Origin of the sequence: Pantoea sp. Cy-640 (genome assembly GCF_011752635.1) — a bacterium.
In the GTDB taxonomy this organism is placed as follows: Bacteria; Pseudomonadota; Gammaproteobacteria; order Enterobacterales; family Enterobacteriaceae; genus Pantoea; species Pantoea dispersa.
Map to the genome: position 1 here is coordinate 126,849 of NZ_VWXB01000012.1, position 26,697 is coordinate 153,545.

General features: G+C 57.8%; 23 protein-coding genes. 9 read left to right on the top strand and 14 right to left on the bottom strand.

Features of this window, described 5'->3' with window-relative positions:
- The first annotated feature begins 150 nt into the window (after positions 1-150).
- Entirely contained in the window at positions 151-1,266 is a 1,116-nt protein-coding gene (locus F3J36_RS22645; protein WP_166720643.1) for a glycosyltransferase family 9 protein, read from the top strand.
- A 51-nt stretch (positions 1,267-1,317) separates the two neighbouring features.
- Here the strand turns inward: F3J36_RS22645 and F3J36_RS22650 are convergent, their stop codons facing one another.
- Entirely contained in the window at positions 1,318-2,091 is a 774-nt protein-coding gene (locus tag F3J36_RS22650; protein WP_088516188.1) for a DeoR/GlpR family DNA-binding transcription regulator, read from the bottom strand.
- A gap of 173 nt (positions 2,092-2,264) precedes the next feature.
- On the opposite strand from F3J36_RS22650, the gene F3J36_RS22655 reads away from it, so the two are divergent.
- Positions 2,265-3,605 (top strand): aspartate aminotransferase family protein, encoded by a 1,341-nt coding sequence (locus F3J36_RS22655; protein ID WP_166720644.1) that lies wholly within the window; start codon positions 2,265-2,267, stop codon positions 3,603-3,605.
- A gap of 92 nt (positions 3,606-3,697) precedes the next feature.
- Here the strand turns inward: F3J36_RS22655 and alsE are convergent, their stop codons facing one another.
- The 4 genes from alsE to F3J36_RS22675 are packed head-to-tail and all read right to left on the bottom strand — an operon-like array spanning position 3,698 to position 6,452.
- Positions 3,698-4,378, bottom strand: a complete 681-nt coding sequence (alsE, locus tag F3J36_RS22660; RefSeq protein WP_021506849.1) for a D-allulose 6-phosphate 3-epimerase — start codon at positions 4,376-4,378, stop codon at positions 3,698-3,700.
- 49 nt (positions 4,379-4,427) lie between these two features.
- Positions 4,428-5,690, bottom strand: coding sequence for a PTS ascorbate transporter subunit IIC (locus tag F3J36_RS22665; RefSeq protein ID WP_058758148.1), 1,263 nt, complete (start codon positions 5,688-5,690; stop codon positions 4,428-4,430).
- A 35-nt stretch (positions 5,691-5,725) separates the two neighbouring features.
- Positions 5,726-5,992, bottom strand: a complete 267-nt coding sequence (locus F3J36_RS22670; RefSeq protein WP_021313417.1) for a PTS sugar transporter subunit IIB — start codon at positions 5,990-5,992, stop codon at positions 5,726-5,728.
- A 19-nt stretch (positions 5,993-6,011) separates the two neighbouring features.
- A complete protein-coding gene (locus tag F3J36_RS22675; protein ID WP_021506847.1) occupies positions 6,012-6,452 on the bottom strand; it encodes a PTS sugar transporter subunit IIA in 441 nt (146 codons plus the stop codon).
- A gap of 312 nt (positions 6,453-6,764) precedes the next feature.
- Between F3J36_RS22675 and F3J36_RS22680 the strand changes: the two genes are divergently transcribed.
- The 3 genes from F3J36_RS22680 to F3J36_RS22690 all read left to right on the top strand — a co-directional run bounded on the left by F3J36_RS22680 (position 6,765) and on the right by F3J36_RS22690 (position 9,706).
- On the top strand, positions 6,765-7,790 hold the full coding sequence (locus F3J36_RS22680) for a LacI family DNA-binding transcriptional regulator (protein ID WP_021506846.1): 1,026 nt from the start codon (positions 6,765-6,767) through the stop codon (positions 7,788-7,790).
- Between the two features lie 158 nt (positions 7,791-7,948).
- On the top strand, positions 7,949-8,566 hold the full coding sequence (gene sodA, locus F3J36_RS22685) for a superoxide dismutase [Mn] (RefSeq protein WP_021506845.1): 618 nt from the start codon (positions 7,949-7,951) through the stop codon (positions 8,564-8,566).
- A gap of 177 nt (positions 8,567-8,743) precedes the next feature.
- Positions 8,744-9,706: a VirK/YbjX family protein gene (locus F3J36_RS22690; RefSeq protein ID WP_166720645.1), complete on the top strand. Its 963-nt coding sequence runs from the start codon at positions 8,744-8,746 to the stop codon at positions 9,704-9,706.
- Between the two features lie 6 nt (positions 9,707-9,712).
- Here the strand turns inward: F3J36_RS22690 and F3J36_RS22695 are convergent, their stop codons facing one another.
- The 6 genes from F3J36_RS22695 to priA form a co-directional block, all read right to left on the bottom strand.
- A complete protein-coding gene (locus F3J36_RS22695) occupies positions 9,713-10,075 on the bottom strand; it encodes a YibL family ribosome-associated protein (protein WP_021506843.1) in 363 nt (120 codons plus the stop codon).
- 148 nt (positions 10,076-10,223) lie between these two features.
- Entirely contained in the window at positions 10,224-11,558 is a 1,335-nt protein-coding gene (gene hslU / locus F3J36_RS22700; protein WP_021506842.1) for an HslU--HslV peptidase ATPase subunit, read from the bottom strand.
- Between the two features lie 11 nt (positions 11,559-11,569).
- Complete coding sequence (gene hslV / locus F3J36_RS22705) at positions 11,570-12,100, bottom strand: ATP-dependent protease subunit HslV (RefSeq protein ID WP_031279590.1); 531 nt, start codon at positions 12,098-12,100, stop codon at positions 11,570-11,572.
- 142 nt (positions 12,101-12,242) lie between these two features.
- Positions 12,243-13,145, bottom strand: coding sequence for a cell division protein FtsN (gene ftsN / locus F3J36_RS22710; protein ID WP_072209006.1), 903 nt, complete (start codon positions 13,143-13,145; stop codon positions 12,243-12,245).
- Between the two features lie 153 nt (positions 13,146-13,298).
- The gene (gene cytR, locus F3J36_RS22715; RefSeq protein WP_166720646.1) at positions 13,299-14,336 is read right to left on the bottom strand and encodes a DNA-binding transcriptional regulator CytR; all 1,038 of its coding nucleotides are present in this window, start codon (positions 14,334-14,336) and stop codon (positions 13,299-13,301) included.
- A 166-nt stretch (positions 14,337-14,502) separates the two neighbouring features.
- The gene (gene priA, locus F3J36_RS22720; RefSeq protein WP_058770775.1) at positions 14,503-16,701 is read right to left on the bottom strand and encodes a primosomal protein N'; all 2,199 of its coding nucleotides are present in this window, start codon (positions 16,699-16,701) and stop codon (positions 14,503-14,505) included.
- 276 nt (positions 16,702-16,977) lie between these two features.
- Here priA and rpmE point away from each other — a divergent pair, with 276 nt between their 5' ends.
- On the top strand, positions 16,978-17,193 hold the full coding sequence (gene rpmE / locus F3J36_RS22725) for a 50S ribosomal protein L31 (protein ID WP_021506837.1): 216 nt from the start codon (positions 16,978-16,980) through the stop codon (positions 17,191-17,193).
- A gap of 77 nt (positions 17,194-17,270) precedes the next feature.
- Here rpmE and metJ read toward each other — a convergent pair whose 3' ends face one another.
- Entirely contained in the window at positions 17,271-17,588 is a 318-nt protein-coding gene (metJ, locus tag F3J36_RS22730) for a met regulon transcriptional regulator MetJ (RefSeq protein ID WP_007885403.1), read from the bottom strand.
- A gap of 279 nt (positions 17,589-17,867) precedes the next feature.
- On the opposite strand from metJ, the gene metB reads away from it, so the two are divergent.
- From metB to metF, 3 genes are all read left to right on the top strand, one after another.
- On the top strand, positions 17,868-19,028 hold the full coding sequence (metB, locus tag F3J36_RS22735) for a cystathionine gamma-synthase (RefSeq protein WP_021506836.1): 1,161 nt from the start codon (positions 17,868-17,870) through the stop codon (positions 19,026-19,028).
- Positions 19,029-19,030: 2 nt separating this feature from the next.
- Positions 19,031-21,463, top strand: coding sequence for a bifunctional aspartate kinase/homoserine dehydrogenase II (locus F3J36_RS22740; RefSeq protein WP_166720647.1), 2,433 nt, complete (start codon positions 19,031-19,033; stop codon positions 21,461-21,463).
- A 214-nt stretch (positions 21,464-21,677) separates the two neighbouring features.
- A complete protein-coding gene (gene metF, locus F3J36_RS22745) occupies positions 21,678-22,574 on the top strand; it encodes a methylenetetrahydrofolate reductase (protein ID WP_021506834.1) in 897 nt (298 codons plus the stop codon).
- 67 nt (positions 22,575-22,641) lie between these two features.
- Here the strand turns inward: metF and ppc are convergent, their stop codons facing one another.
- Together ppc and argE are read right to left on the bottom strand one after the other, a co-directional pair.
- A complete protein-coding gene (ppc, locus tag F3J36_RS22750) occupies positions 22,642-25,293 on the bottom strand; it encodes a phosphoenolpyruvate carboxylase (protein WP_031279588.1) in 2,652 nt (883 codons plus the stop codon).
- A gap of 249 nt (positions 25,294-25,542) precedes the next feature.
- Positions 25,543-26,691 (bottom strand): acetylornithine deacetylase, encoded by a 1,149-nt coding sequence (gene argE / locus F3J36_RS22755; protein ID WP_021506832.1) that lies wholly within the window; start codon positions 26,689-26,691, stop codon positions 25,543-25,545.
- Between the last annotated feature and the right edge of the window lie 6 nt (positions 26,692-26,697).

Here is a 26,697-nt window from a genome sequence, read left to right on the forward strand (position 1 = left end):
TGTCAGGCAATCTTTTATTACGCTGCGCTTTTCTGGTTAGCCTGCTAAATAATATGCATGCAATAGTTTTTAATGTGACATTATTTTTGATAGGAATGAAGAAGTTGATGCGCTATCATTAACGTCTCAATCAATAATAATATATCCATTATGGCTTTAATTAAAAAGCTGCGGCAGCTGAATCGCAGGCGTAATTATTTAAAGAAAGAGATTAAATATTCTCTTGATCTTTATTTTGCAGCAAGGAAATGGAAAAAGTCTTCAGGCCACAAACAGAATAGACAGGATATCAAATCCATTCTGCTGGTTCGCAATGAAGGTAAAATCGGCGATGCCATCGTTTCTACGTGTTTTCTCAGAGCGCTGTTTGAAGCCGGGTATCGTGTAGATATTCTGGCGGTAAAGGAGAATGAGAGCCTTTTCCGACATAACCCGTATATTCACAACATCTATCTCTCGGAGAGTTTCAGCGATTGTCACCAGCGCGATAAATATGACACCGCCATCGGGAGTGAGGTCGTTACCCTCCTGAGAGACAATGCTTACGATTTATTGATCGATACGGCTATCTGGCAAACCGCGCTGTACATGCCCAAAATGATTGCCGATATCAATCCTAAAATGACGCTGGGTTTCAACAAGCCTGGCTGGCTTAAACCTTACGATATCAACATTCAGTTCGATCACCTTAATAACCACGTTAAAAATATCTATCGTGCGGTTCTTGACTATCTTCAGGTTGAGACGGTTGATGGGCTGAATTATGAAATATTTTACCCTGAGCGAATTGATGCCGAAATTCACCAGTCCGGCATGTTTTCCGCTGATGAGCACAATATATTAATCAATATTTATGCCAGTCATGCCGATCGTGACCTCTCTGAGCAGCAGCTGAATGAGCTAATCGGGGCGATTGTCAGGCACAATGCGGCCACCAATATCGTGGTGCTCGATCACAAAGGCGCGCTGGAACAGGCGTCGCTGCACCCCGCGAAGTTATACCGCGTTCCCTCGCTGTATCACGCTTTCGCTGCGGTTAAGAAAAGTGATTGCGTGATTACTCCCGATACCGCCGTGGTGCATATCTCGGCGGCTTATAACAAAGCCCTGGTTGGCATCTATCAGGACTCCCTGAAAAATAATCAGCTGTGGTCGCCTGGCTACAGTAACGGCCATCAGATATTTTCCAATGAGTTTGTTTTTAAAAATGACGGACGGTTGGTTGAGAAAATAAGCCAAAAAATCCACACGCTGGTTCAGCCATAATCGATGAGGTCACCGTGCCGACAGTACGGTGACCGTGCATCGGGCAGTTCCTTACACCACCTGCACCGCTAACGCCTGCTGCAGAGCGCTGAGCGCACCGGGCTTTGCCGCGCCGCCGTCGCAAATCAACAGATCGATATCGCCGACAGGGGCGTACTGGGTACGGCTGATCACGCCGAGTTTGCTGTGATCCGCCAGCAGCAGGGTGCGGCTGGCCTGCTGTACCATGGCGTGCGCGATGGCGGCTTCATGCGGATGGAAACTGCTGGCGCCGTTTCGGGCGTCGATGCCGACCGGTGACAGCAGCGCCACGTCGGCGCGATATCGATAAATTTCCCCCACCGTCATTTCTCCCCGCGTCTGCTGCGCGCCGGCCATCATCATGCCGCCCAGCAGCAGCACCTGGTTATTCAGGGTTTCATGCTCTTCGGCCGCGCTAAGCGCCAGTGCCGCCTGCAGACTGTTGGTGATGATGGTCAGGCCGGACATGGTGCGCAGCTCTTCAGCCAGCAGCGTGGTGGTGGTGCCGGCATCGAGGAACAGCGTCTGGCCGGGTTGCAGATGTTGTACCGCCGCGGCGGCAATCGCGCGTTTCTCTCTGGCCTGTGCGTTACGGCGCACCTGCAGCGGTGGCTCCGGCGGGCTCTCCAGCGCCACCAGACCGCCATGTACGCGGCGCGCCAGCCCCTGCGCCTCAAGCGAAATGATATCGCGCCGTGCCGTTTCCCGCGAAATGCCCAGCTCTTTGATGATGCGTTCAGTGCTGAGCTGATGTTGCGTGCTCAGCAGCGCGCGGATGCGATGTAAACGGGTTTCCTGCAGCATGACGTTTCCCTGTGGCAGAGCGAAGCTGGGCCTAAGCTTACCTGAGTGTCATCGTGGCGTCATGTGTATTTGGTTGTATTTGTGTATTTGGTTGCATTTTTCACTAAAGCAGGCATGATGTTCGCAGAGATCAGGCTGCAAACACCCCTTTCACCTTCGCAACGGGAGTTACCATGGTTACACGTTCCACCATCATGGATACCAACAGTTTTCGCGCCGAACACGCCGACGCGCTGGATCCGGCCACCCGCACTCTGACGGACAAGCGCAGCAAAGTGCTGGGCGAATCGTATCGTCTGTTTTATCGCAAGCCGGTGCATCTGGTGCGCGGCGAAGGGCAGTATTTATGGGATGCGGCGGGTAATAAATATCTGGATGTGTATAACAATGTGGCGAGCATCGGCCACTGCCATCCGGCGGTCATTGAGGCGGTGAATCAGCAGATGAAGATGCTGAACACGCACACGCGTTATCTGCACGAGCGCATTCTTGACTACAGCGAAGCGTTGCTGGCGACCACGCCGGAAGCTATCGACCGCGCCATGTATATGTGTACCGGCTCAGAAGCCAACGATTTAGCGATTCGCGTGGCGCGCGCCTGGAGCGGCGGCACCGGCATTATTGTCTCGCAGGAGGCGTACCACGGTACCAGTGATTTGACCTCTGGCGCTTCACCGGCGCTGGGTAGCGGTCAGCCGCTGGCACCGACCACTCGTCTGGTGCCACCGCCGGATGCTTATCGCGTCGATGCGCCCGACCTCGGGGCATGGTTCGCCGATCAGATTCAGCAGCAGATTGATGACATGAAAGCGCACGGCATTAAATTCGCCGGTTTCCTCGCCGACTCGATCTTCTCCTCCGACGGCGTGCTGCCTAATCCGCGCGGATTCCTGCAGCAAGCGGTGGATGTGGTGCATGCTAACGGCGGCATTTTTATCGCTGATGAAGTGCAGCCCGGCTTTGCCCGCACTGGCGATGCCTTCTGGGGCTTCGCCCGTCACGGCGTGGTGCCGGATGTGGTCACCACCGGTAAGCCGATGGGCAACGGTATTCCGGTTTCCGGCCTGCTGGCGAAAAGCGACGTGCTGGCCGCGTTCAGCGAAGAGATCCCTTATTTCAATACCTTCGGCGGCAACCCGGTGGCGATGGCCGCTGCGCAGGCGGTGCTGACGGTGATTCAGGAAGAGGGGCTGCAGGAGCATAGCCGCGTGGTCGGCGCGCAGCTGCTGGCGGAGCTGCAGAAGCTGATGGATCGCCATGACTGCATTGGTGATGTGCGCGGTGCCGGGCTGTTTATTGGGTTTGAGCTGGTGCAGGACCGCAGCAGTAAGACGCCGGACAAAGCGCTGGCGCTGGATTTGATCGAGAAGCTGCGCGACCACCATGTGCTGACGTCGGTGGCCGGGCCGTACGGCAACGTGCTGAAACTGCGTCCGCCGCTGGCGTTCCAGAGCGGTGATATCGACTGGCTGGTGGGAGCGCTGGATAAGTCGCTGACCGAGCTGGGGCGTTAATTATTCAGATATCAGGTCGCCATGAATGGCGACCCTTCAGCATAATGTGCCAGATGCGCGTTGATGCGCATCTGGCAGGGCGTGAAAGGAGATCACGCCGCGGCAGTTTCCTGGGCAAAAATCTGCTCCATCTTCTGCCACGCCTGCGCCACGTCATCGTCGAGATTGAACAGGCCGGAGGTGCCGACAATAAACACGTCGACGCCCGAGGCGGCAATCTGCTTAAAGGTGCGCGCATTGCACGACCCATCGATTTCGGTCAGATAGTGATACCCGTGCGTTTCCCGCATGGCGATCAGCTGGCGAATTTTGTTCAGCGTTTCCGGAATAAATTTCTGTCCGGCGAAACCGGGATCGACTGACATCACCGTCACTTTATCCAGCAGATGCGCATATTCACGAATGCTGTCGGCTGGCGTCGCCGGATTCAGCACCACGCCGCAGCGACGACCAGCCTCTTTAATTTGCGTCAGCAGGCGAAAAATTTTGTTATTCGCCGTCTCCGGATGGAAACTGATAATATCCGCGCCGGCGTCAATGCACATCGGAATAATATCTTCCGGGTGGTTCACCATTAAATGCACATCAATCGGCACATCGGTAATTTTACGCAGGTTCTCAATAAAGAACGGCGACAGCGTAATATTCTTAACATAGCTGCCATCCATAATATCGACATGATAGAACGAGGCGCTGGCGTTCATCGCTTCGATCTGCTCGCGGAAGCGGGTCAAATCCATGCACATCAGGGACGGTGAAAAGCGGGCGTTCATGCTGATTTCCTCATTACGCAAACAGCGCCCGCAGGCGCTGTCTGTGACATCAATGGAAGAACGAAATAATATGGCCGAGCACAATGCCGACGATACCGAAGTCCGCATCACCAAAGGTGGTGGACGCGAAGCCAAGGTCACCCATCAGCGGCAGCAGAATGGCAGGCAGGAAGGAGATCAGCAGCCCCTGAACAAAGGAACCGATGATGGCACCGCGCCGTCCGCCGGTGATGTTGCCGTAGACGCCAGCGGTCGCGCCGCAGAAGAAGTGCGGCACCAGGCCCGGTACAATTACGCTCAGACCGAACAGCGGACACAGGAACATGCTGATCAGCCCGGCGGCGAAGCTGCACAGGAAGCCGATGATCACGGCGTTCGGCGCGAACGGGAAGACTGTCGGGCAATCCAGCGCCGGTTTTGCGTTCGGCACCAGTTTATCGGCGATGCCTTTGAACGCCGGGACGATCTCGGCAATCACCATGCGTACACCGGCAAGAATGATGTAAACACCCGCAGCAAAGGTGATTGACTGGATAATGGCAAAGACGATGAAGTTCTGGCCGCCGCTCACCTGGCTTTCGGTAAACTCTTTACCGGCGACCAGCACCAGCGCGACAAACAGAATCATCATGGTCAGCGAAATTGCCACGGACGAGTCGCGCAGGAAGTTGAGGGTTTTCGGTACTTTCAGCTCTTCAATTGACGGGCTGCCTTTGCCCACCGCTTTGCCGACCAGCGCCGACAGCAGGTAGCCGGTGGAGCCAAAGTGGCCCAGCGCCAGGTCGTCTGAGTTGGTGATTTTGCGGGTGAACGGCTGCAGAATCGCCGGACATACCACCATCATGGTGCCGAGAATCAGCGAGCCGATCAGCACCAGCCAGAAGCCGTGCACGCCGCCCACCGACAGGATCACCGCCAGCATGGCCGACATATACAGCGTATGGTGCCCGGTCAGGAAGATGTATTTCAGCGGCGTGATGCGCGCCAGCACAATATTCACCAGCATACCGAACACCATGATCATTGCGGTTTCGGTACCGTAGTTTTTCTGTGCCAGCGCGGCCATCGCATCGGTATTTGGCACCACGCCCTGAATATTGAACGAGTGCTCGAATAGCTGGCTGAAGATGGTCAGGGTGGCCGCAATTAAGTTGGCCCCGGCGATAAGAATAACAAAACCCATGATGGTTTTTAGCGTACCGGAAATCACATCGGATACCGGTTTCTTTTGCAGTAATAAACCAATCAGGGAAAAAAGGCCGACAAGTATAGCGGGTGTTCCAAGAACATCCTTAATTATAAACTGCAGCATAAATTACTCCGTGTGAGTAAATTTCGTCGGGTCAATTACAGGTTGTCGGCGAGAATTTCTTTAATTCTGGCGTTATCCAGTAAATTGCTCAGGCCAAATACCTGTGCGCTGTGGCTCGACAGCTGGTCAGCGATATCTTTAGCGCTGATGATAATATCGGCCTGCTCAGATTTGGCAGAGGTTAAATCGGTATGACCCACTTCAGCCTCTTTACCCAGCTCCTTAATAATTTTCTTCACGTTCATTTCCACAATGAAGCTGCTGCCTAAACCGTTTCCACACACAATCAGTACTTTTTTCATTTTCAGGTTTCTCTGGTGATTAATCTTTAATGACAGCTTCAATCGCTGGCAGGGTCGATGCCGACAGCAATTGCTGCAGGCGGGATTCGTCGCTGAACACCTCAGCCAGCGCGGTGATCATCTGAATATGATCGTCGCCAGACAGGGCGCACAGCATAATAACGACAAACACCGGGTCGTTTTCATCGGCGGCAAAATTCACACCTTGTTTTACGTGCAGCAGCGACAGGCCGTTTTTGCGCGCACCCTGTTCCGGACGCGCATGCGGCATCGCCAGACCCGGCGCCAGCACATAATAGGGCCCCAGCTCAGCGTGCGACGTAAAGATCGCATCCAGATAAGCCGGGGTAATTGCCCCCTCCGCCAGCAGCGGCTCGGCCGATAAACGCACCGCTTCCTGCCAGTCGCTAACGTCGTCTATTACCCGGATATGTTGCGGTGTCAGCCATTGAGTGAGCATCACTAATTCCTGTTTATTCGTCGATGCGGTGCACTGTAGGTGATTTTATCGCCTGGGTTCTGTGATGTTGCTCGCAAAAGTTAGCGCTAACACGAATGATGTTAAAAACTGTGTTAGCGATAACATTTTTGCGCGCGCGGTTTGTCACGCTGAGGCCGGGGTGACATGCTCAGGCCAGCGAAAATCACGCAGCCAATGAGACATGCCCGATTCTGTGGTTTTTAACATGGCACCAATTTGCTTTTGGTTTTAAGCTGCGTGCGGATAAATCGAGCGCTACCCGGAACCAGCAGGGTAGAGACAGGAGAACGCATGACAGAAAAACGACGGCGCAGTACCGGCAAAAGCACGCTGGCCGATGTTGCCCGTTTGGTCGGTGTCAGCGCCATGACGGCGTCGCGCGCTTTGCGTATGCCGGAGAAAGTGTCGCCCGAAATTCGCGCAAGGATCGACGCGGCCGTCGCGGAACTGGCCTATGTGCCCAACGTGCAGGCGCGTAACCTGGCGTCAGCCTCGTCGCGGCTGATAACCATGGTGGTACCTTCTTTTGCTACGCCGGGCAGCGCGATTGTGTCAGAGGCGCTGCAGGAGGTGCTGCGGCCGCAGGGCTATAACATGATGCTGGCCGAAGCCAATCACTCGGCGGCGGAGGAGAGCGAGCTGATCGAGATGCTGCTCTCCTACAACCCGGCCGCGATGGTGCACTTCAATTTCGACAATGCCGCCGAAGCGCAGCGCCTGCTGAGCAACTCCGGCCTTCCGGTGATGGACATCGGCGGCGTGCATCAGGATTCTGCCGGCATCAGCATCGGCGTGGACTATGCGAAAGCCATTCGCCAGCTGGTAAACAGCCTGGTGGAGCGCGGCTATCGCCATCCCGGCCTGCTGTGCACACAAACACACAGCACTATTTTCCGTCAGCTGCTTAATGGCTGGCACAGCGGGATGCTGGCGCTGAATCTGGCACCGCACCGCGTAGTGACCTCACCAAAAATGCCCACCTTTGCCGCCGGCCACAGCCTGCTGGCAGAGATCCGTCTCACCTGGCCGGAACTGGACGTCCTGATCTGTACCAGCGATGAAGTGGCGTGCGGCGCCATCATGGCCTGTCACGCGGCCGGCGTCTCGGTGCCCAGCCAACTGGCGATTGCCAGCATAGGCGGTGGCCCGCTGGCGGCGGTATGTTCGCCGCCGCTGACCAGCATTGTGCTGCCGTACGAGGAGATGGGGCGCATGGCCGGTAAACGCCTGCTGGCGGCGCTCAACGGCGACGAGCCGCCTGCCATCAATGAGCTGCCGGTGCAGCTTAAGCTGCGCGCCAGTACGCACAAGGTGTAGCCGTGTGTGCGCACCTTTTGCCAGATTGATCAAATCCTTATCATTACTAAGGCATTGATAACCCTTTTCCGGATCATGATTTTAACTATAATGATCCGACTGCTTATGCGGCACACCAGCTAGGTTGTGCTGCCAAACACTAAATGGAGAGGAAGAACATGAGTTATTCACTGCCATCCCTGCCGTACGCCTACGACGCACTGGAACCGCACTTCGACAAGCAGACGATGGAAATCCATCACACTAAACATCACCAGACCTACGTTAACAACGCCAACGCGGCGCTGGAAGGTACCGAATTCGCAAACCTGCCGGTTGATGAACTGATCACCAAACTGGATCAGCTGCCAGCAGACAAAAAAGGCCCACTGCGTAACAACGCTGGCGGCCACGCTAACCACAGCCTGTTCTGGAAAGGCCTGAAAACCGGCACTACGCTGCAGGGCGACCTGAAAGCGGCAATCGAAAAAGATTTCGGTAGCGTTGAGAAATTCCAGGAAGAGTTCGAGAAAGCGGCCGCGACCCGTTTTGGCTCTGGCTGGGCGTGGCTGGTGAAAAAAGGCGACAAGCTGGCGGTCGTTTCAACCGCTAACCAGGACAACCCGCTGATGGGCGAAGCCATCGCTGGCGTGTCTGGTTTCCCAATCATCGGTCTGGATGTGTGGGAGCACGCTTACTATCTGAAGTATCAGAACAAGCGCCCTGACTACATCAAAGCGTTCTGGAACGTGGTGAACTGGGACGAAGCAGCGGCACGTTTCGCCTCGGCAAAATAAGTTCTGGCTTACGCTATGTGAATAACCGGTGCCTGCGTGCACCGGTTTTTTTATCGCCATCCTAAACCGCAGCTCAACAAACACCACATCATGGCCAGGCTAAAGTGGTTATTAACGCGCCGTTGATAATTTGGGGCATACAGTAGCCTTCAGTTATCTCGCGACGTAAAAATAATCATGTCTATTATTACACATTCTGAGCCGGACTCCGTTTCGTCGGCTGCGCTGTTTATACCTTTAGTCAGTGGAAAGCTGCGGCCAAATAAGCTGTGGAATAGCCAGCAATTTCGCCTGAAATTTGCCTTAAGGTCAGCGGTATTTCCACTGACCACCTTTAATTATCTCCATCAGCTGGCCAAACTCTCTTTTCTGCCGCAGCTGTTAAACAGCCAGGGCTTACTGCCGGCTAAGCCGCATCGTCCCTATTTGCGCGCCGGTTTCAGCGTGGCGCAGCGTGCGCAGGCGATTCTCGATCATTATCAATTAATGGATCGGCTGGCGAATAATCAGCTGCGCCAGTTGCTGCTGAGCCCGAGCGGTAATCTCCTTGCCCGTTTCGACGGCAAAAACGAGGAGCAATTTGCGCTATATTGCTGCTCCGGCCATTACGACCGGGAAGGGGAAATTACGCTGCTGCTTAATTATCAGGATATGACGCTGGCCTCGCTGTCATTCTCTATTATTCAGGAACAGCAGCAGCGCACGCTATTAATTGGGGGCTTGCAGGGGCCGCGGAAACATATTTCCAGTGACGTTATTCGCGATGCCACCAAAGCCGCGCACGGCGTATTTCCTAAGCGTCTGCTGATGGAAGCGGTATTTATTCTGGCGGCACAGTGCGGCGTACAGGCCATTACCGCCGTCGGCGATACCACCCATGTTTTCCGCAGCCTGCGCTACCGTCACAGCAAAGGTGATAAATTCTTTGCCAGCTATAGCGAGTTCTGGCTGTCACTGGGCGGGGAAATGCGGGGTGATGAGCTGTTTACGCTGCCGCTGAGCATGGCACGTAAAGATCTGGAAGAGATTGCCAGCAAGAAGCGCGCGGAGTATCGCCGCCGCTATGCCTTGCTGGATACGCTGGCGCAGCAGGTGCTGCAGGCTGCCGGGGCAGAACGCGACGTGGTCCACGCCGCGTAACGGCAATCAGAACGGCTGCTTTGCGTAGCCGGTCATCACCTTCAGCCCCATCTCGCGTCCCAGCGCGGTCATCGGGTGTACCACCACCAGGCCGCGCACGCTTTTCTTCAGCGCACCCATGTTCGCCTGCTCTTTTTTGGTGATTTCACGGCTGAACGGCAGCTTTTTCAGCTGCTGGGCTTCTTTGCTCAGCTTCTCTTCGCGCACGTTGCGCAGACGCTCAATTTCCTGCACCAGCGTCTCTTTCTCTTTCAGCAGCGCGCCAAGCTTTTCGGCATCGCCCGCTTCCAGCAGCTGCGGTTCTTTGCGATTCAGCGCGTCCAGCTGGTCGCTGAGACGTTTAATCTCGGCTTTTTCTTGTTCTTTCATTGGGAAAACTCATTAAGGAAAACAGGCAAAGGATACATCAAATCCGCCCGCTTTTGCAGCGCAGCGACAACAGAGGCAACGGGATAATCGGGTGCAGCTGGCGGGCGGGCAAAAAAATACCCAGCGCAAGGCTGGGTATTGACTGGAATTACAGAATGAAGCGGCTGAGATCTTCGTCGGCCACCAGTTCATCCAGATGCTGACCAACGTATTCGGCATCAATGGTGATCGATTCGCCGTGGCGATCGCTGGCGTCGTAGGAGATATCTTCCATCAGACGCTCCAGCACGGTGTGCAGACGACGTGCACCGATGTTCTCGGTGGTTTCGTTCACCTGCCACGCCGCTTCGGCGATGCGACGGATGCCGTCTTCAGTGAATTCAACGTTAACGCCTTCGGTGCCCATCAGCGCTTTGTACTGCACGGTCACGGACGCGTTCGGCTCGGTCAGGATGCGTTCGAAATCATTGACCGTCAGCGCCTGCAGCTCAACGCGAATCGGCAGACGACCCTGCAGCTCCGGAATCAGATCCGACGGGCTGGCCACCTGGAACGCACCGGAGGCGATAAACAGGATATGGTCAGTTTTGACCATGCCGTGTTTGGTGGACACGGTGCAGCCTTCCACCAGCGGCAGCAGATCGCGCTGCACGCCTTCACGTGACACATCCGGGCCCGACGACTGGCCGCCGCGCTTACAGATTTTGTCGATTTCATCGATGAACACGATACCGTGCTGTTCAACCGCGTCGATGGCGTCCTGCTTCAGCTCTTCCGGATTCACCAGCTTGGCCGCTTCTTCTTCAATCAGCAGCTTCATCGCATCTTTGATTTTCAGCTTACGCGGTTTCTGCTTCTGGCCGCCGAGGTTCTGGAACATCGACTGCAGCTGGCTGGTCATCTCTTCCATGCCCGGAGGCGCCATGATTTCAACGCCCATCGGTGCAGCAGCCAGATCGATCTCAATCTCTTTGTCATCCAGCTGGCCTTCGCGCAGTTTTTTGCGGAACGACTGGCGCGCAGCGGACGGCTCAGCGCTCTGCTCCGGCTGCCCCCAGTTGTTTTTCGCTGGCGGGATCAGCACATCCAGAATGCGATCTTCTGCCATCTCTTCAGCGCGGTATTTGTTTTTCTCGATCGCCTGGCTGCGCACCATCTTAATGGCGGAGTCCGTCAGATCGCGAATAATCGAATCCACTTCTTTCCCGACATAGCCCACTTCGGTGAATTTAGTGGCTTCAACTTTGATGAACGGCGCATTGGCCAGCTTCGCCAGACGGCGGGCGATTTCGGTTTTACCGACGCCGGTCGGGCCGATCATCAGGATATTTTTTGGGGTCACTTCATGGCGCAGCTCTTCGTCAAGCTGCATGCGGCGCCAGCGGTTACGCAGCGCAATGGCGACCGCTTTTTTGGCGCCGTCCTGGCCGATGATGAAGCGGTTAAGCTCGCTGACAATCTCGCGTGGAGTCATCTCAGACATGGTTTTGGTCCTTACGCCTTAGACGGTAATTCTTCGTAGTTAATGTTGTGGTTGGTGTAGATGCAGATATCACCGGCGATATTCAGCGCTTTGGCTACGATATCGTGCGCACCCATCTCCGTGTTCTCCAGCAGCGCGCGGGCGGCTGCCTGGGCGTAAGGCCCGCCGGAACCGATGGCAATCAGGTCATTTTCCGGCTGAATCACGTCACCGTTACCGCTGATGATCAGTGAGGAGTTCTCATCGGCAACCGCCAGCAGCGCTTCAAGGCGGCGCAGCATCCGGTCAGTACGCCAGTCTTTCGCCAGTTCGACTGCGGCTTTCACCAGATGGCCCTGATGCATCTCCAGTTTGCGTTCGAACAGTTCAAACAGGGTAAAGGCATCTGCGGTGCCGCCAGCAAAGCCCGCGATCACTTTGTCGTTGTAAAGACGACGCACCTTTTTAACATTGCCTTTCATTACGGTATTGCCGAGCGTCGCCTGGCCATCACCGCCGATCACGACCCGGCCGTTGCGTCGTACACTTACTATTGTTGTCACGGGCAGACCCCTTGTTGCAGTGGAAAAAAGACACCGCGCAGCGGGCGCGGCGTATCATGCAACCAGATATGGGGTAATCCTGTGGGGTTTCAACCCCCGGCAATATCTGATGCTGCAAATTGCCGGGGGCGAGCAGGGAGGGTTAAGGCAGGGCGAGCGGAATACAGCTGCTGTGGCCGGAGCTGTGCAGGCGCTTCACGGTGCTGTCTGCGCTGCTGCGGTCTTTAAACGGCCCAATCACCACGCGATTCCAGCCGCCGCCAGTCGTGATGCGGCTTTCGAAACCTTCAAACGCCAGACCGGCGCGTACCGATTCCGCCTGATCGGTACCTTTAAACGAGCCACACTGCACCATCCAGCGCTGGGTGCTCGCTTTCTCTTCCGTTTTGGCTTTGGCGCTCTCCTGCGGCTTCGCCGGCTCGCGAGTGATCGGCGCGGCCTGTTGCTGCTGCTGGCGTGCCGCCTGCTGCTGCAATTCCTGCTGGCGCTGCTGCTGCAACTGTTGCTGACGCTGCTGCTGCTGTAACTGCTGCTGCTGACGCTGCAACTGCTGTTGTTGCTGTTGTGCCTGCTGCTGACGCTGCAGCGTTTGCTGGCGCTGAGCCGGGGTTTGTTCGTTCCACGGCACTTCATTCAGCTGGGTTGGCTGCTGGCGCATATCGGCCTGCATCTGCTCCAGCAGCTGACGCTGTTCGTCGGTCAGCTGGGTTTGCGACTTGATCTCGCCACCGGCAGACGGCTCGGTGGGCGACGGCACGGTCACCTGACGATTTTCCAGCTCTTTGATGTATTTCCAGCGCTCTTCCGGCTTCGGCGGCAGGCCATTACCGTTGGCTTTATGATTCGGAATCACCGGTGTTTCTTCTTTTTTGTGATGCGAGATGAACCATAAACCACCGGCAAAGGTCACCAGCACTGCCACGGCCAGTACTATCATCAGCTTTGAAGTGCCGGAGCCGCCTTTGCTTTTCTTGCTGCGGCCTGCGGGTTTTTTGCGACGCGTCCCTGTTGAACGCCCGCGGCCTACGTAATCTCTCTGTGCCACTTTCGTTCTGATACCCTTCAAAAAAATGCCACTGGGCGTATAAATGGGGTGTTAATTTTGCCCGGCAAGGAATGCGTCATGTTACTCAAGGGCTGGAACTTTGACCAGCACAGTCTGCCTTCAGAATCTGCTGAAAATGCAGGGTTCCCGCATTCATTTTTCGCGTTTTGCTGCCGGTGCAGTACTGCCGCGGACGCGGAGTTCGGCGTCGAGCAGGCGTGAACCGTTGTTGACCCGTTTGCCCTGCAGCTCATCCAGCAGCAGCAGCATCGCTTCGCGGCCAATGGCAAAACGCGGCTGTGCCACGGTGGTCAGGGGCGGATCGTAGTATTGCGCCAGCTCGATATCATCGAAGCCGACCACCGACAGATCCTGCGGAATACGCATTCCCAGCTTGCGCGCCTGGTTCATCGCGCCCAGCGCCATGAGATCGCTATGGCAGAACAGGGCTTTCGGCGGCTGCCGCAGGCTCATCAGCTGCTTCAGCGCGCTGGCACCGGCTTCAAAGGTAAAGTCGCCGTGCACAATCAGCGTGGGATCGATGGCGATATTGCTGCGGCGCAGCGCCTGGATGTAGCCCTGCAGCCGATACTGGCTGAGCGGGATATGTTCCGGTCCGGTGATGCAGGCGATCTGCCGATGGCCCAGCTGTAACAGGTGATTCACCGCTTCAAAGGCCGCGGTCAGGTTATCGATATGCACCGTGGGCAGCGCCATCTCCGGCGCGAACTCGTTGCCCATCACCATGGGCGGCAGATTGCGCTGATCTTCAATGCCGGCGTCAAACGGCAGCTGCGAACCCAGCAGTACCATGCCGTCAATCTGGCGCGTCAGCATCAGGTTAAGGAAGGTTTTCTCCTGCTGATCCTGATGCGCGCAGTCACCAATCAGCACCAGATAGCCTTCCTGCGCGGCGGTCACTTCCACGCCGCGGATAATCTCGCTGAAGAAAGGGTCACAGATGTCCGGCACAATCACCAGAATAGTTTGCGTGTCGCCGCGTTTGGCGTTGCGCGCCAGACCGTGCGGCGCATAGCCGACGGCCTGCACCGCCTGTTCCACTTTCTGCCGGGTCGCGGCGGAGACTTTTTCCGGATTCATCAGCGCGCGCGAAACCGTGGCGGTGGAGACGCCAGCCTGCTCGGCCACATCTTTCATGGTGGCTGCCGATGAGGGTTGCTTCTGATCCAACGTTAACTCCTGACGCGGTACAGCGCATAGATATTCACACATAGCCGGCCCAGTGCCGGGACGGGCACTATTGTTAACCCAACGCCGTGTGAGGTTGTTACTTAATTTGCATAAAAATTGTGACTTGTGCGACTTTTTTCGATCTGGCTCGCAGATGTGGCGCGGCTTAACTCTCGGTGGGGTCGATATCCAGTGTCCATTTGACTTTGCGCGCGGCGGGCAGGGTGGTGACCAGCGGCAGTGAACTGCTCAGCAGCTGCTGCAGCCGCTTGCGCGATGGATGCTGTAGCAGCAGTTGCCAGCGCCAGCGTCCGCTGCGCTTCGGTGCCAGCGCCGGCACCGGCCCCATCAGCCACATCGCCTCATCTTTGAGCGGGCTGGCTTCCAGCAGGTTACGCAGCTGAGTAAGGAACTCCGCCGCCTGCGCATTATCCAGATCTTCCGCGCGAAACAGTGCGTGGCTGGTCCACGGCGGCAGCTGCACCGACTGGCGCTCCAGCAGCGTCTGATCGGCAAACGCAAAATAGCCGCGATGCAGCAGCGTTTGCAGCAGTGGATGTTCCGGGTGGTGCGTCTGTAGTAACACTTCGCCCTGCTTACCGGCGCGGCCGGCGCGGCCGGCGACCTGCGTGTAGAGCTGGGCAAAGCGCTCGGCGGCCCGGAAATCGGCGGAAAACAGCGCGCCATCGACATCCAGCAGCGATACCAGCGTCACGTCAGGGAAGTGATGGCCTTTGGCCAGCATCTGCGTGCCGACCAGGATGCGCGCCCCGCCGCGATGCACATCGGCCAGATGCTGTTCCAGCGCGCCTTTGCGGCTGGTGGTATCGCGATCGATGCGCGACACCGGTACGCCAGGAAACAGCGTGCTGAGCTGCTGCTCCAGCTGTTCCGTGCCCACGCCGACCGGCAGCAGATGGGTAGAACCGCAGCCCGGACACTGATGCGGCAGCGGACGCTGGCTGTCGCAGTGGTGACAGCGCAGCTGACGATGCTGCTGATGCAGCGTGTAATAACTGTCGCAGCGCTGGCACTCCGCCAGCCAGCCGCAGTCGTGGCACATCAGCGCCGGCGAAAAGCCGCGGCGATTGAGAAACAGCAGAACCTGATTATCCGCCTGCAGGTGCTGGCGCATCTTGCCCAGCAGCGCCGGCGCGAGACCGCCTTTCAGCTGCTGCCCCTTGAGATCGATTAGCTGCTGCAGCGCCGGTTTGGCGTTACCGGCGCGTTTGGTCAGGTTGAGCTGGCGATATTTGCCGACACGCACGTTGTGCAGCGTCTCCAGCGCCGGCGTCGCCGAGCCCATCACAATCGGCACATCTTCTTCGTGAGCGCGGAATACCGCCAAATCGCGCGCCTGGTAGCGCCAGCCCTCCTGCTGTTTGTAGGAGCTGTCGTGTTCTTCATCAATGATGATCACGCCCGGCCGCGCCAGCGGTGTGAACAGCGCGGATCGTGTGCCGATGACGATGGCGGTCTCGCCGCTGCGCGCGCGCAGCCATACCGCCAGACGCTCGCTGTCATTGAGCGCCGAGTGCAGCACATCAATCGGCGCATCGAAGCGTTCACGAAAGCGGGCGATGGTTTGCGGCGTCAGGCCAATTTCCGGCACCAGCACCAGCGCCTGTTTGCCGCGCGCCAGCACATTCTCCAGCACGCTGAGATAGACCTCGGTTTTACCCGATCCGGTAATGCCTGCCAGCAGCCACGCGGCGTAATGTTCGTCCTCGCTGCGAATGGCGCCCACCGCCATCGCCTGATCGGTATTCAGCCGCAGCCGTTCACCTTTCACCGCGAAACTGGTGCGCCAGTCGTGCTGCTGTGGCGCATGTTCGCGCAGGTCGCACAGGCCTTTGGCACGCAGTGCCTGCAGCGCGGCATCGGTAAAATCCTGCTCGCCGATCTGATGCCGATACAGCGGCCGCTGACGCAACGCCGCCAGCGCCTGCTGCTGTTTCGGCGCGCGCTTCAGGCTTTCCAGCGCCACTTCGCGCCCGGCTTCGTTCACTACCCACTGCCACAGCGGCGCTTCCTGGGCCGGCTTGCCCTGACGCAGCAGCACCGGCAGCGCATGGCTGAGCACTTCGCCGAGCGGAGAGTGATAGTAGCCGGCGGCCCAGTTGAGGATGCGCCACAGCGCGGGTGAGAACAGCGAGCGGTCGTCGAGCAACGCATCAATCTGCTTCAGCTGGGCAAGGGGGAGATCGCTGGTGGCGCGCGTGCTAACCACGATGCCCGTCATTTTCCGGTTGCCGAACGGTACGCTCACGCGCGCGCCGGCCACCGGCTGCGGCGCATCGGCGGGCAGCAGGTAGTCAAACAGGCGAGGCAGCGGAACGGGCAGGGCAACCTGAACAACGGGCATGTCGATCTCTATCCGGTTCTGTAAAAAGGAGAAGTAGTGTACACGCTGGCGTCACCCCCGTCATACTTCAGCGCGCGGCGGCGCTGGCGGCCAGCGTTTATCCGGCATGGCAGAGCGCGGCGCATTGCACGGATTTGATCAATGCGCTCATTTTCTGTATACTATGCCGCCTTTGATGAGATGACTCGTCAAAGATACACCATTTATTAACCGCGTGTGGTGCTGTGCAGGTTCGCCTGGCACGGAGAGCGACACGGCCTTTTATGAGGTTCTCCCATGAAACAAGGTATTCACCCGAAATACGAAGCTGTGACCATCACCTGCTCTTGCGGCAACGTGATCAACACCCGTTCAACCATGACTGGTACCCTGAACCTGGACGTGTGCGGCAAATGCCACCCGTTCTACACCGGTAAGCAGCGTGTTGTTGACTCTGGTGGTCGTGTTGATCGCTTCAACAAGCGTTTCAGCATCCCAGGCAGCAAGAAATAAGATTATTTGCCGGCGAATCTTCACGATTCGGTTGCAAGAAAAAACCCAGCCTCGGCTGGGTTTTTTTATTTCTGGCCTCAGTATTCCCAGCTGTCGGGATCGATGCCCATCTCACGCATAATCTGTTTTGCTTCTTCCGGAATCTCGTCGCTGCGCTCTTTACGCAGATCAACATCATTCGGCAGCGGTTGCCCGGTGAAGGCATGCAAAAAGGCTTCGCACAGCAGTTCGCTGTTGGTGGCGTGACGCAGATTGTTCACCTGACGGCGGGTACGCTCATCCGTTAAAATCTTCAGCACTTTCAGCGGGATAGAAACTGTAATCTTCTTAACCTGCTCGCTCTTCTTACCGTGTTCAGCGTAAGGGCTGATATATTCGCCGTTCCATTCAGCCATGGGTTACCTTAATCAATAAAAAGTTGAATATGGGGAAATCCGTTGATTATGCCCGATCTTTCGATGCCTGACCGCTTAAACTGCCGGTTTTATGCTTACACATCGCGTTTCACAGGAAAGCGCGCTGAACACCAGGCGATGACGCGTAATTTTAGCGGGTATTGCGGCTTTGCTCAATCTATACGCAAAGACATTTAGATGTCCAGATGTATTGACGTCCAGTTGCGGAATGTTATTCTGTTGCCACTTTTTTATTACACTTCAGGAACAGTAAGCACCATGACGCGTAAACAGGCAACCATCGCAGTACGCAGCGGTTTGAATGATGACGAGCAATATGGCTGCGTTGTCCCACCGATTCACCTCTCCAGCACCTATAACTTCCTCGATTTCAACGAGCCGCGCGCGCATGACTATTCACGCCGCGGTAACCCGACGCGCGATGTCGTCCAGCGCGCGCTGGCTGAGCTGGAAGGCGGCGCGGGCGCGGTGCTGACCAACACCGGGATGTCGGCGATTCATCTGGTGACGACGGTGTTCCTGAAGCCAGGCGATCTGCTGGTGGCGCCGCACGACTGCTACGGCGGCAGCTATCGTCTGTTTGACAGCCTGAGCAAGCGTGGCGCTTACCGCGTGAAGTTTGTCGATCAGGGCGATGAAGCGGCGCTGGCGGCGGCGCTGGCGGAAAAGCCAAAGCTGGTGCTGGTCGAAAGCCCAAGCAATCCGCTGCTGCGCGTGGTGGACATTGCGGCCATCTGCGCCGCCGCGCGTGCTGCCGGGGCGGTGAGCGTAGTGGACAACACCTTCCTCAGCCCGGCGCTGCAGAACCCGCTGGCTCTGGGGGCCGATCTGGTGATCCACTCCTGCACCAAATATCTCAATGGTCACTCGGACGTGGTGGCCGGTGCGGTCATCGCTAAAGATCCGGCGCTGGTCACGGAACTCGCCTGGTGGGCGAATAACATTGGCGTCACCGGCGCGGCGTTTGACAGCTATCTGCTGCTGCGCGGCCTGCGCACCCTGGCACCGCGCATGGCGGCGGCGCAGCGTAACGCCCTGGCGATTGTTGATTACCTGAAGCAACAACCGCTGGTGAAAAAGCTGTATCATCCGTCTCTGCCAGAGAACGCCGGCCACCAGTTTGCCGCGCGTCAGCAGCGCGGTTTTGGCGCCATGCTCAGTTTTGAACTCGACGCCGATGAGGCGCGGCTGCGCCGCTTCCTGAAAGCGCTGCAGCTGTTTACGCTGGCGGAGTCGCTGGGCGGCGTGGAAAGTCTGATTTCGCACACCGCCACCATGACGCACGCCGGCATGTCGGCGGACGCGCGTGCCGCAGCGGGCATTTCCGACTCGCTGCTGCGTATTTCTGTCGGAATTGAAGATCACGAAGATTTAATCGCCGACCTGGATAATGCATTCAGGATCGCAGCCGAGGGGTAACCATGACGATTTCAGCAGGCGCGGGAACGCCGATCAAGCAGTTGCATAAATTTGGTGGCAGTAGCCTGGCCGACGCGCGCTGTTATCAGCGCGTCGCCGGTATCATGGCCGATTACAGCCAGCCGGGCGACTTAATGGTGGTCTCTGCCGCAGGCAGCACCACTAACCAGCTGATCAGCTGGCTCAAGCTGAGCCAGAGCGATCGCTTATCGGCCCATCAGGTGCAACAGGCGTTACGCCGTTTTCACCGCGAGTTGATCGCTGCACTGCTGCCTGCTGAATATGCAGAAACCCTGACCGCAGCCTTCATCCGCGATCTTGAACGCCTGGCGGCGCTGCTCGACGGCGCCATCACCGATGCGGTGTACGCCGAAGTGGTCGGCCACGGCGAAATCTGGTCGGCGCGCCTGATGGCGGCGGTGCTCAGCCAGCGCGATATCGAAGCGGCGTGGCTGGACGCACGCGACTTCCTGCGTGCCGAACGTGCGGCACAGCCGCAGGTAGATGAAGGCAAATCCTGGCCGCTGCTGCAGGCGCTGCTGGCGCAGCATCCGCATAAGCGTCTGGTGGTGACGGGTTTTATCAGCCGCAGCGAAGCGGGCGAAACCGTACTGCTCGGCCGTAACGGCTCTGACTACTCGGCAACGCAGATTGGCGCGCTGGCGGGCGTGAACCGCGTCACCATCTGGAGCGACGTCGCTGGCGTTTACAGCGCGGACCCGCGCAAGGTCTCCGATGCCTGCCTGCTGCCGCTGCTGCGGCTGGATGAGGCCAGCGAGCTGGCCCGACTGGCGGCGCCGGTGCTGCACACGCGTACGCTGCAGCCGGTCTCCAACAGCGACATCGATTTACAGCTGCGCTGCAGCTATCAGCCGGAGCAGGGCTCAACGCGCATTGAGCGCGTGCTGGCATCCGGCACCGGCGCGCGCATTGTCACCAGTCACGACGATGTCTGCCTGGTTGAGATTCAGATTCCCGATAGCCACGATTTTGCCACCCAGCAGAAAGAGATCGATCTGCTGCTGAAGCGCGCGCAGCTGCGTCCGCTGGCGATGGGTATCCATCCGGATCGTCGCCTGCTGCAGCTGTGTTACACCTCGGAAGTGGTCAATAGTGCCTTTAACCTGCTGCAGGACGCGGCGCTGCCTGGTCATCTGCAGCTGCGCGACGGTCTGGCGCTGGTGGCGCTGGTCGGTGCTGGCGTGACGCGTAATCCGCTGCACAGCCATCGCTTCTGGCAGCAAATCAAAGACCAGCCGGTCGAATTCGTCTGGCAGTCAGAAGATCACATCAGCCTGGTGGCGGTGCTGCGCGTCGGACCGACCCAGCATCTGATTCAGGGACTGCACCAGTCGCTGTTCCGCGCCGAGAAGCGCATCGGCCTGATCCTGTTTGGCAAAGGCAATATCGGTTCACGCTGGCTGGAGCTGTTCGCGCGCGAGCAGGAGACGCTGTCGGCGCGTACCGGGTTTGAATTTGTGCTGGCGGGCGTGGCGGACAGTAGCCGCAGCCTGCTGAGCTATGACGGTCTCGACGCCAGCCGGGCGCTGGCCTTCTTTGATGATGAAGCCGAAGCGCGCGACGAAGAGTCGCTGTTCCTGTGGATGCGCGCGCACCCGTTTGACGATCTGGTGGTGCTGGACGTCACCGCCAGTGATTCGCTGGCGCAGCAGTATCACGATTTTGCCAGCCACGGCTTCCACGTCATCAGCGCCAACAAAGTGGCCGGCGCTGCCAGCGGCCAGAGCTGGCGTCAGGTACGCGATGCCTTTGCCAAAACTGGTCGCCACTGGCTGTATAACGCGACCGTGGGTGCCGGATTGCCGGTCAATCATACGGTGCGCGACCTGCGTGAAAGCGGCGACAGCATTCTGGCGATCAGCGGTATCTTCTCCGGCACGCTGTCGTGGCTGTTCCTGCAGTTTGACGGCACGGTGCCGTTCAGCGAGCTGGTCGATCAGGCGTGGCAGCAGGGCTTAACCGAGCCCGACCCGCGCGTCGATCTCTCCGGTCAGGATGTGATGCGCAAACTGGTGATTCTGGCGCGCGAAGCCGGTTACGACATCGAACCGGATCAGGTGCGGGTTGAATCGCTGGTGCCGTCACAGTGCGAAGGCGAATCCATTGACCACTTCTTTGAAAACGCCGACGAGCTGAACGAGCAGATGCTGCAGCGCTTCGAAGCCGCACAGGAGATGGGGCTGGTGCTGCGCTACGTGGCGCGTTTCGATGCCAACGGTAAAGCGCGCGTCGGCGTGGAAGCGGTGCGTCCGGAGCATCCGCTGGCGGCGCTGCTGCCGTGCGATAACGTGTTTGCCATTGAAAGCCGCTGGTATCGCGACAATCCGCTGGTGATCCGCGGGCCGGGCGCCGGCCGGGATGTCACCGCCGGTGCGCTACAGTCTGATATCAATCGTCTCGCCCAACTGCTGTAAACCTGCTGCGCAGACGGCGTCCGCTGTCTGCGTTTTTTCCTCTGCTTCCCCGTCAGGTGAATCCCTTTCACTTTGGTTGAATATTTGTCACGCCCGGCAAGCAATTTTATGTTGACGCTAAGCTGAAGATCGTTCATTTTGTGCATCTGGACGTCTAAACGTATGGATGTTCGCGGTTCGCAAATTAATCGATATGTGATGATGAGGTAACAGGATGAGTTTCTTTCATGCCAATCAGCGCGAAGCGCTGAACCAGAGCCTGGCTGAGCTGAACGGGCAAATTAATGTCTCTTTTGAGTTTTTCCCGCCCCGCACCAGCGAAATGGAAGCAACCCTGTGGAACTCCATCGACCGCCTGAGCAGCCTGAAACCCAAATTCGTCTCGGTAACTTACGGAGCCAACTCCGGCGAGCGCGACCGCACTCACAGCATCATCAAAGGCATTAAAGAGCGCACCGGACTGGAAGCGGCACCGCATCTCACCTGTATTGATGCGACGCGCGATGAACTGCGCGCCATTGCGCGAGACTACTGGAATAACGGCATTCGCCATATCGTGGCGCTGCGCGGCGATTTACCACCGGGCGGCGGCAAACCAGACATGTACGGCAGCGATCTGGTGTCGCTGCTGAAAGAGGTCGGTGATTTCGACATCTCGGTAGCGGCCTATCCCGAAGTGCATCCGGAAGCGAAGAGTGCGCAGGCGGATCTGATCAACCTGAAGCGAAAAATTGATGCTGGCGCCAGTCGCGCGATTACCCAGTTTTTCTTCGACGTGGAGAGCTATCTGCGCTTTCGCGATCGTTGCGTGGCCACCGGTATCGACGTGGAGATTGTGCCGGGCATTCTGCCGGTCTCCAACTTTAAACAGCTGCAGCGTTTCGCCACCATGACCAACGTGCGCGTACCGGGCTGGATGAACGCCATGTTTGACGGGCTGGATGATGATGCGGAGACGCGCAAAATGGTCGGTGCCAACATCGCCATGGACATGGTGAAAATCCTGTCGCGCGAAGGGGTGAAGGACTTTCACTTCTACACGCTGAACCGCGCCGAGATGAGCTACGCTATCTGCCACACGCTGGGTGTTCGCCCGACGCTGGCGGCATAAGCGTGAAAGGATAAAAAAGAGAAGGGGGCCTCAGGGCCCCCTTCTTGCTGTGATGCGCCGCCAGCCGTTAGCCGGTGTTACGCATGCCGGCCGCGACGCCAGCGATAGTGACCATCAGCGCCTGTTCTACGCGCGCATCAGGTTCATCGCCGCGCTCTTCCTGCGCACGCGCACGCTGCAGCAGTTCCGCCTGCAGCACGTTGAGCGGATCGGTGTAGACGTTACGCAGCGCGATGGATTCGGCGATCCACGGCTGGTCCGCCATCAGATGCGCATCGTTCGCGATGGTCAGCACCGCTTTGATGTCGGCATCGAGCTGATCGCGCAGCTGTTTGCCGAGCGGCCACAGCGATTTATCCACCAGACGCTGATCGTAATACTCCGCCAGCCACAGGTCAGCCTTCGAGAACACCATCTCCAGCATGCCGAGGCGCGTGGCGAAGAACGGCCATTCGCTGCACATGGTTTCCAGCTGATCCTGATGGCCTTCGTCCATCGCTTTCTGCAGCGCCGCGCCGGCACCCAGCCACGCGGGCAGCATCAGGCGGTTCTGCGTCCAGGCGAAGATCCACGGAATGGCGCGCAGCGACTCTACGCCGCCGGTCGGACGCCGTTTCGCCGGGCGCGATCCGAGCGGCAGTTTACCCAGCTCCTGCTCTGGCGTCGCCGAGCGGAAGTAGGGAACGAAATCCGGATTTTCACGCACATAGCCGCGGTACATGGCGCACGAATAGGCTGACAGGCCGTTCATGATCTCCTGCCATTCGCGTTTTGGCTCTGGCGGTGGCAGCAGGTTGGCTTCCAGAATCGCCCCGGTGTAAAGCGACAGGCTGGCGATGGTGACTTCCGGCAGGCCATATTTGAAGCGAATCATTTCGCCCTGTTCGGTCACGCGCAGGCCGCCTTTCAGGCTGCCCGGCGGCTGTGACAGCAGGGCTGCATGCGCCGGTGCGCCACCGCGGCCAATCGAACCGCCGCGTCCGTGGAACAGCGTCAGGGTAATGCCGGCTTTGTCGCAGGTTTTAATCAGCGCATCCTGGGCCTGATACTGTGCCCAGCTGGCTGCCATCACGCCGGCATCTTTTGCCGAGTCGGAATAGCCAATCATCACCATCTGCTTGCCGTTGATGAAGCCGCGATACCAGTCGATATTCAGCAGCTGGCTCATCACGTCATTGGCGTTGTTGAGGTCGTCGAGGGTTTCAAACAGCGGCGCCACCGGCATTGCGTAAGGGATGCCGGCCTCTTTCAGCAGCAGATGCACCGCCAGCACGTCAGACGGCGTTTTGGCCATCGAAATCACATAGGCGGCAATCGAGCCCTGCGGCGCTTCTGCCGCCACTTTGCAGGTATCCAGCACTTCACGCGTGTTGTCGCTGGGCTCCCACTGCCGCGGCAGCAGCGGCCGCTTGGAATTCAGTTCACGGATCAGGAACGCCTGCTTGTCGGCTTCTGACCAGCTTTCATAGTCGCCCAGTCCGAGATAGCGCGTCACTTCGGCAATCGCTTCGGTGTGGCGGGTGCTCTCCTGACGGATATCGATGCGCACCAGCGGCACGCCGAAGCACTTCACGCGGCGCAGCGTATCCAGCAGCTGGCCGTTGGCGATGATGCCCATGCCGCACTGCTGCAGCGACTGGTAAATAGCAAACAGCGGCTGCCACAGTTGATCGTTAGAGACCAGCAGATCGGCCGGACGCGGCAGGCGCTCACCCTTCAGGCGGCGCTCCAGATAGCTCTGGGTGCTCATCAGCTGGCTGCGGATACGCTTCAGAATCACACGATACGGCTCCAGCGCCTCCGCATCGCCACACAATTCGCGCACTTCGTCGCTGCACTCGGACATCGACAGCTCGGACACCAGCACGCCGATGTCGCGCAGGAACAGGTCGGCGGCTTTCCAGCGGCTTAGCTGCATCACGTGGCGGGTAATCGGTGCGGTGACGTTCGGGTTACCGTCACGGTCGCCGCCCATCCACGAGGTAAATTTGATTGGTACGAAATCCACCGGCAGCTGGATGCCGAAGCTCTCTTCCACCTGCTGGTTCAGCTCGCGCAGAAACGCCGGCACGCCTTCCCACAGGCTGTTCTCCACCACCGCGAAGCCCCATTTGGCTTCATCTACCGGCGTCGGGCGATATTTACGGATCTCATCGGTGTGCCACGCCTGCGCTACCAGCTGACGCAGACGGCGCATAACCTGGTTGCGTTCGTAGTCGGTGATGTCGCTGTGGTCGAGCTGTTGCAGACAGCTGTTCACTTCGCCCAGCTTGTGGATCAGCGTGCGGCGGGTAATTTCGGTCGGGTGGGCGGTGAGCACCAGCTCCAGCGACAGCTCCTCAATCGCCTGGCGGATGGCCGGCTCGCTGAGATCGCTCTGCTGCTTCAGGCGCTCGAAGGTCTTTTTCAGCAGCTCCGGATGGTTAGCACCGTCGCCGCTGCGCGAAATGGTTTGATACTGCTCTGCCACGTTGGTGAGGTTAAGGAACTGGCTGAACGCGCGTGCCACCGGCAGCAGCTCGTCGTTAGACAGGTTTTGCAGCGTGGAGAGCAGTTCCTTACGATGAGTGTCATTTCCTGCACGGGATGACTTAGAGAGCTTGCGGATGGTCTCCACCCGATCGAGGATGTTCTCTCCCAGTGCATCCTTTATCGTATCCCCGAGCAGTTTGCCGAGCATACTGACATTACTTCGCATTGCGGAATATTGTTCGTTCATGTGACCCTGACACCCTTATCGTCTTAAATATAAAACCTCTATACCCAACGGGCATAACATCGTCTTTTATCTAGCCACGGTTCTTCCTGTTCGTCAATTGACTTAAATTGCCGGTATCGTGCTGCTAACTATCGGAAATTCATCGAATTTAATTGACAGGAGGTGGGATAAGTTATTCTTATTATCAAATCCCGGATAATGACGGGGCAATTTGCTGATTTCGCAGTGAAATGCCCCATCTTTTAATCATCAATGGCAAAAATGCTGCACAACCTGAGTGATAAGCGCATGAGTCGGCTTAATAAATGCGGTATCAATAAACTCGTCTGGCTGATGCGCCTGATTGATGGATCCAGGCCCTAACACCAGCGTCGGGCACAACTGCTGGATAAACGGCGCTTCGGTGCAGTAATTCACCACTTCTGTCGGCACGCCCAGCAGCTTCTCCACCACTTTGACCAGTTCATGATCGGCCGGGCATTCGTAACCGGGAATCGGCGGATGCAGCTCACCGACAGTCAGACGGCCCGGCCAGCGCGCGCTCACCGGTGCCAGCGCTTCATTGAGTAAACCGTCGAGATCGCTCAGCGTCAGTCCCGGCAGCGGACGGATATCCATATGCAGCTCACAGCAGGCGCAGATGCGGTTCGCCGCGTCGCCGCCGTGGATATGGCCAAAGTTCATGGTCGGATACGGAATGGCGAAGCCGTCATGGTGATAGCGCTCTTTCAGCGTATTACGCAGCTGCATCAGCTGAGTAATGGATTCATGCATCAGCTCGATAGCGTTCACGCCGCGCGCCGGATCGCTGGAATGACCGGACTGACCCTGAATACGGATGGCGTGCGACAAATGGCCTTTGTGGGCGCGCACCGGTTTCAGCGACGTCGGTTCGCCGATGATGGCGCAGTCCGGCCGCAGCTGGGTCGATTCAGAGAAGTATTTCGCGCCGGCCATGGTGGTTTCTTCATCGGCGGTGGCGAGGATGTACAGCGGTTTGCTGAGCTTCGTCACGTCAACGTCACGCAGCGCATCAAGAATAAAGGCAAAGAAGCCTTTCATGTCGGCGGTGCCTAAGCCGTACAGCTTGTTGTCATGTTCGGTCAGGGTGAAGGGATCGCGCGTCCAGCGGCCATCGTCGTACGGCACGGTGTCGGTATGGCCCGCCAGCAGCAGGCCACCTGCGCCGCTGCCGCTGCGCGCCAGCAGGTTGAATTTGTGGCGTGTACCCGGCACCGGCTGGACTTCCACGCTGAAGCCGAGATCGCGGAACCAGCCCGCCAGCAAATTGATTAAAGTTTCATTGCTCTGATCCAGCGCGCTGTCGGTGGCGCTGATCGACGGTGTTGCAATCAGCTGGCGGTAGAGTTCGATAAAAGGTGGAATTTTTGTCTTCACTGTTGA

What these genes read in the sequence shown, in the direction of transcription:
- F3J36_RS22645 (WP_166720643.1), top strand. Translation starts at nt 151, where the DNA reads ATGGCTTTAATTAAAAAGCTGCGGCAGCTGAATCGCAGGCGTAATTAT.
- F3J36_RS22650 (WP_088516188.1), bottom strand. Translation starts at nt 2,091, where the DNA reads ATGCTGCAGGAAACCCGTTTACATCGCATCCGCGCGCTGCTGAGCACG.
- F3J36_RS22655 (WP_166720644.1), top strand. Translation starts at nt 2,265, where the DNA reads ATGGTTACACGTTCCACCATCATGGATACCAACAGTTTTCGCGCCGAA.
- alsE (WP_021506849.1), bottom strand. Translation starts at nt 4,378, where the DNA reads ATGAACGCCCGCTTTTCACCGTCCCTGATGTGCATGGATTTGACCCGC.
- F3J36_RS22665 (WP_058758148.1), bottom strand. Translation starts at nt 5,690, where the DNA reads ATGCTGCAGTTTATAATTAAGGATGTTCTTGGAACACCCGCTATACTT.
- F3J36_RS22670 (WP_021313417.1), bottom strand. Translation starts at nt 5,992, where the DNA reads ATGAAAAAAGTACTGATTGTGTGTGGAAACGGTTTAGGCAGCAGCTTC.
- F3J36_RS22675 (WP_021506847.1), bottom strand. Translation starts at nt 6,452, where the DNA reads ATGCTCACTCAATGGCTGACACCGCAACATATCCGGGTAATAGACGAC.
- F3J36_RS22680 (WP_021506846.1), top strand. Translation starts at nt 6,765, where the DNA reads ATGACAGAAAAACGACGGCGCAGTACCGGCAAAAGCACGCTGGCCGAT.
- sodA (WP_021506845.1), top strand. Translation starts at nt 7,949, where the DNA reads ATGAGTTATTCACTGCCATCCCTGCCGTACGCCTACGACGCACTGGAA.
- F3J36_RS22690 (WP_166720645.1), top strand. Translation starts at nt 8,744, where the DNA reads ATGTCTATTATTACACATTCTGAGCCGGACTCCGTTTCGTCGGCTGCG.
- F3J36_RS22695 (WP_021506843.1), bottom strand. Translation starts at nt 10,075, where the DNA reads ATGAAAGAACAAGAAAAAGCCGAGATTAAACGTCTCAGCGACCAGCTG.
- hslU (WP_021506842.1), bottom strand. Translation starts at nt 11,558, where the DNA reads ATGTCTGAGATGACTCCACGCGAGATTGTCAGCGAGCTTAACCGCTTC.
- priA (WP_058770775.1), bottom strand. Translation starts at nt 16,701, where the DNA reads ATGCCCGTTGTTCAGGTTGCCCTGCCCGTTCCGCTGCCTCGCCTGTTT.
- rpmE (WP_021506837.1), top strand. Translation starts at nt 16,978, where the DNA reads ATGAAACAAGGTATTCACCCGAAATACGAAGCTGTGACCATCACCTGC.
- metJ (WP_007885403.1), bottom strand. Translation starts at nt 17,588, where the DNA reads ATGGCTGAATGGAACGGCGAATATATCAGCCCTTACGCTGAACACGGT.
- metB (WP_021506836.1), top strand. Translation starts at nt 17,868, where the DNA reads ATGACGCGTAAACAGGCAACCATCGCAGTACGCAGCGGTTTGAATGAT.
- F3J36_RS22740 (WP_166720647.1), top strand. Translation starts at nt 19,031, where the DNA reads ATGACGATTTCAGCAGGCGCGGGAACGCCGATCAAGCAGTTGCATAAA.
- metF (WP_021506834.1), top strand. Translation starts at nt 21,678, where the DNA reads ATGAGTTTCTTTCATGCCAATCAGCGCGAAGCGCTGAACCAGAGCCTG.
- ppc (WP_031279588.1), bottom strand. Translation starts at nt 25,293, where the DNA reads ATGAACGAACAATATTCCGCAATGCGAAGTAATGTCAGTATGCTCGGC.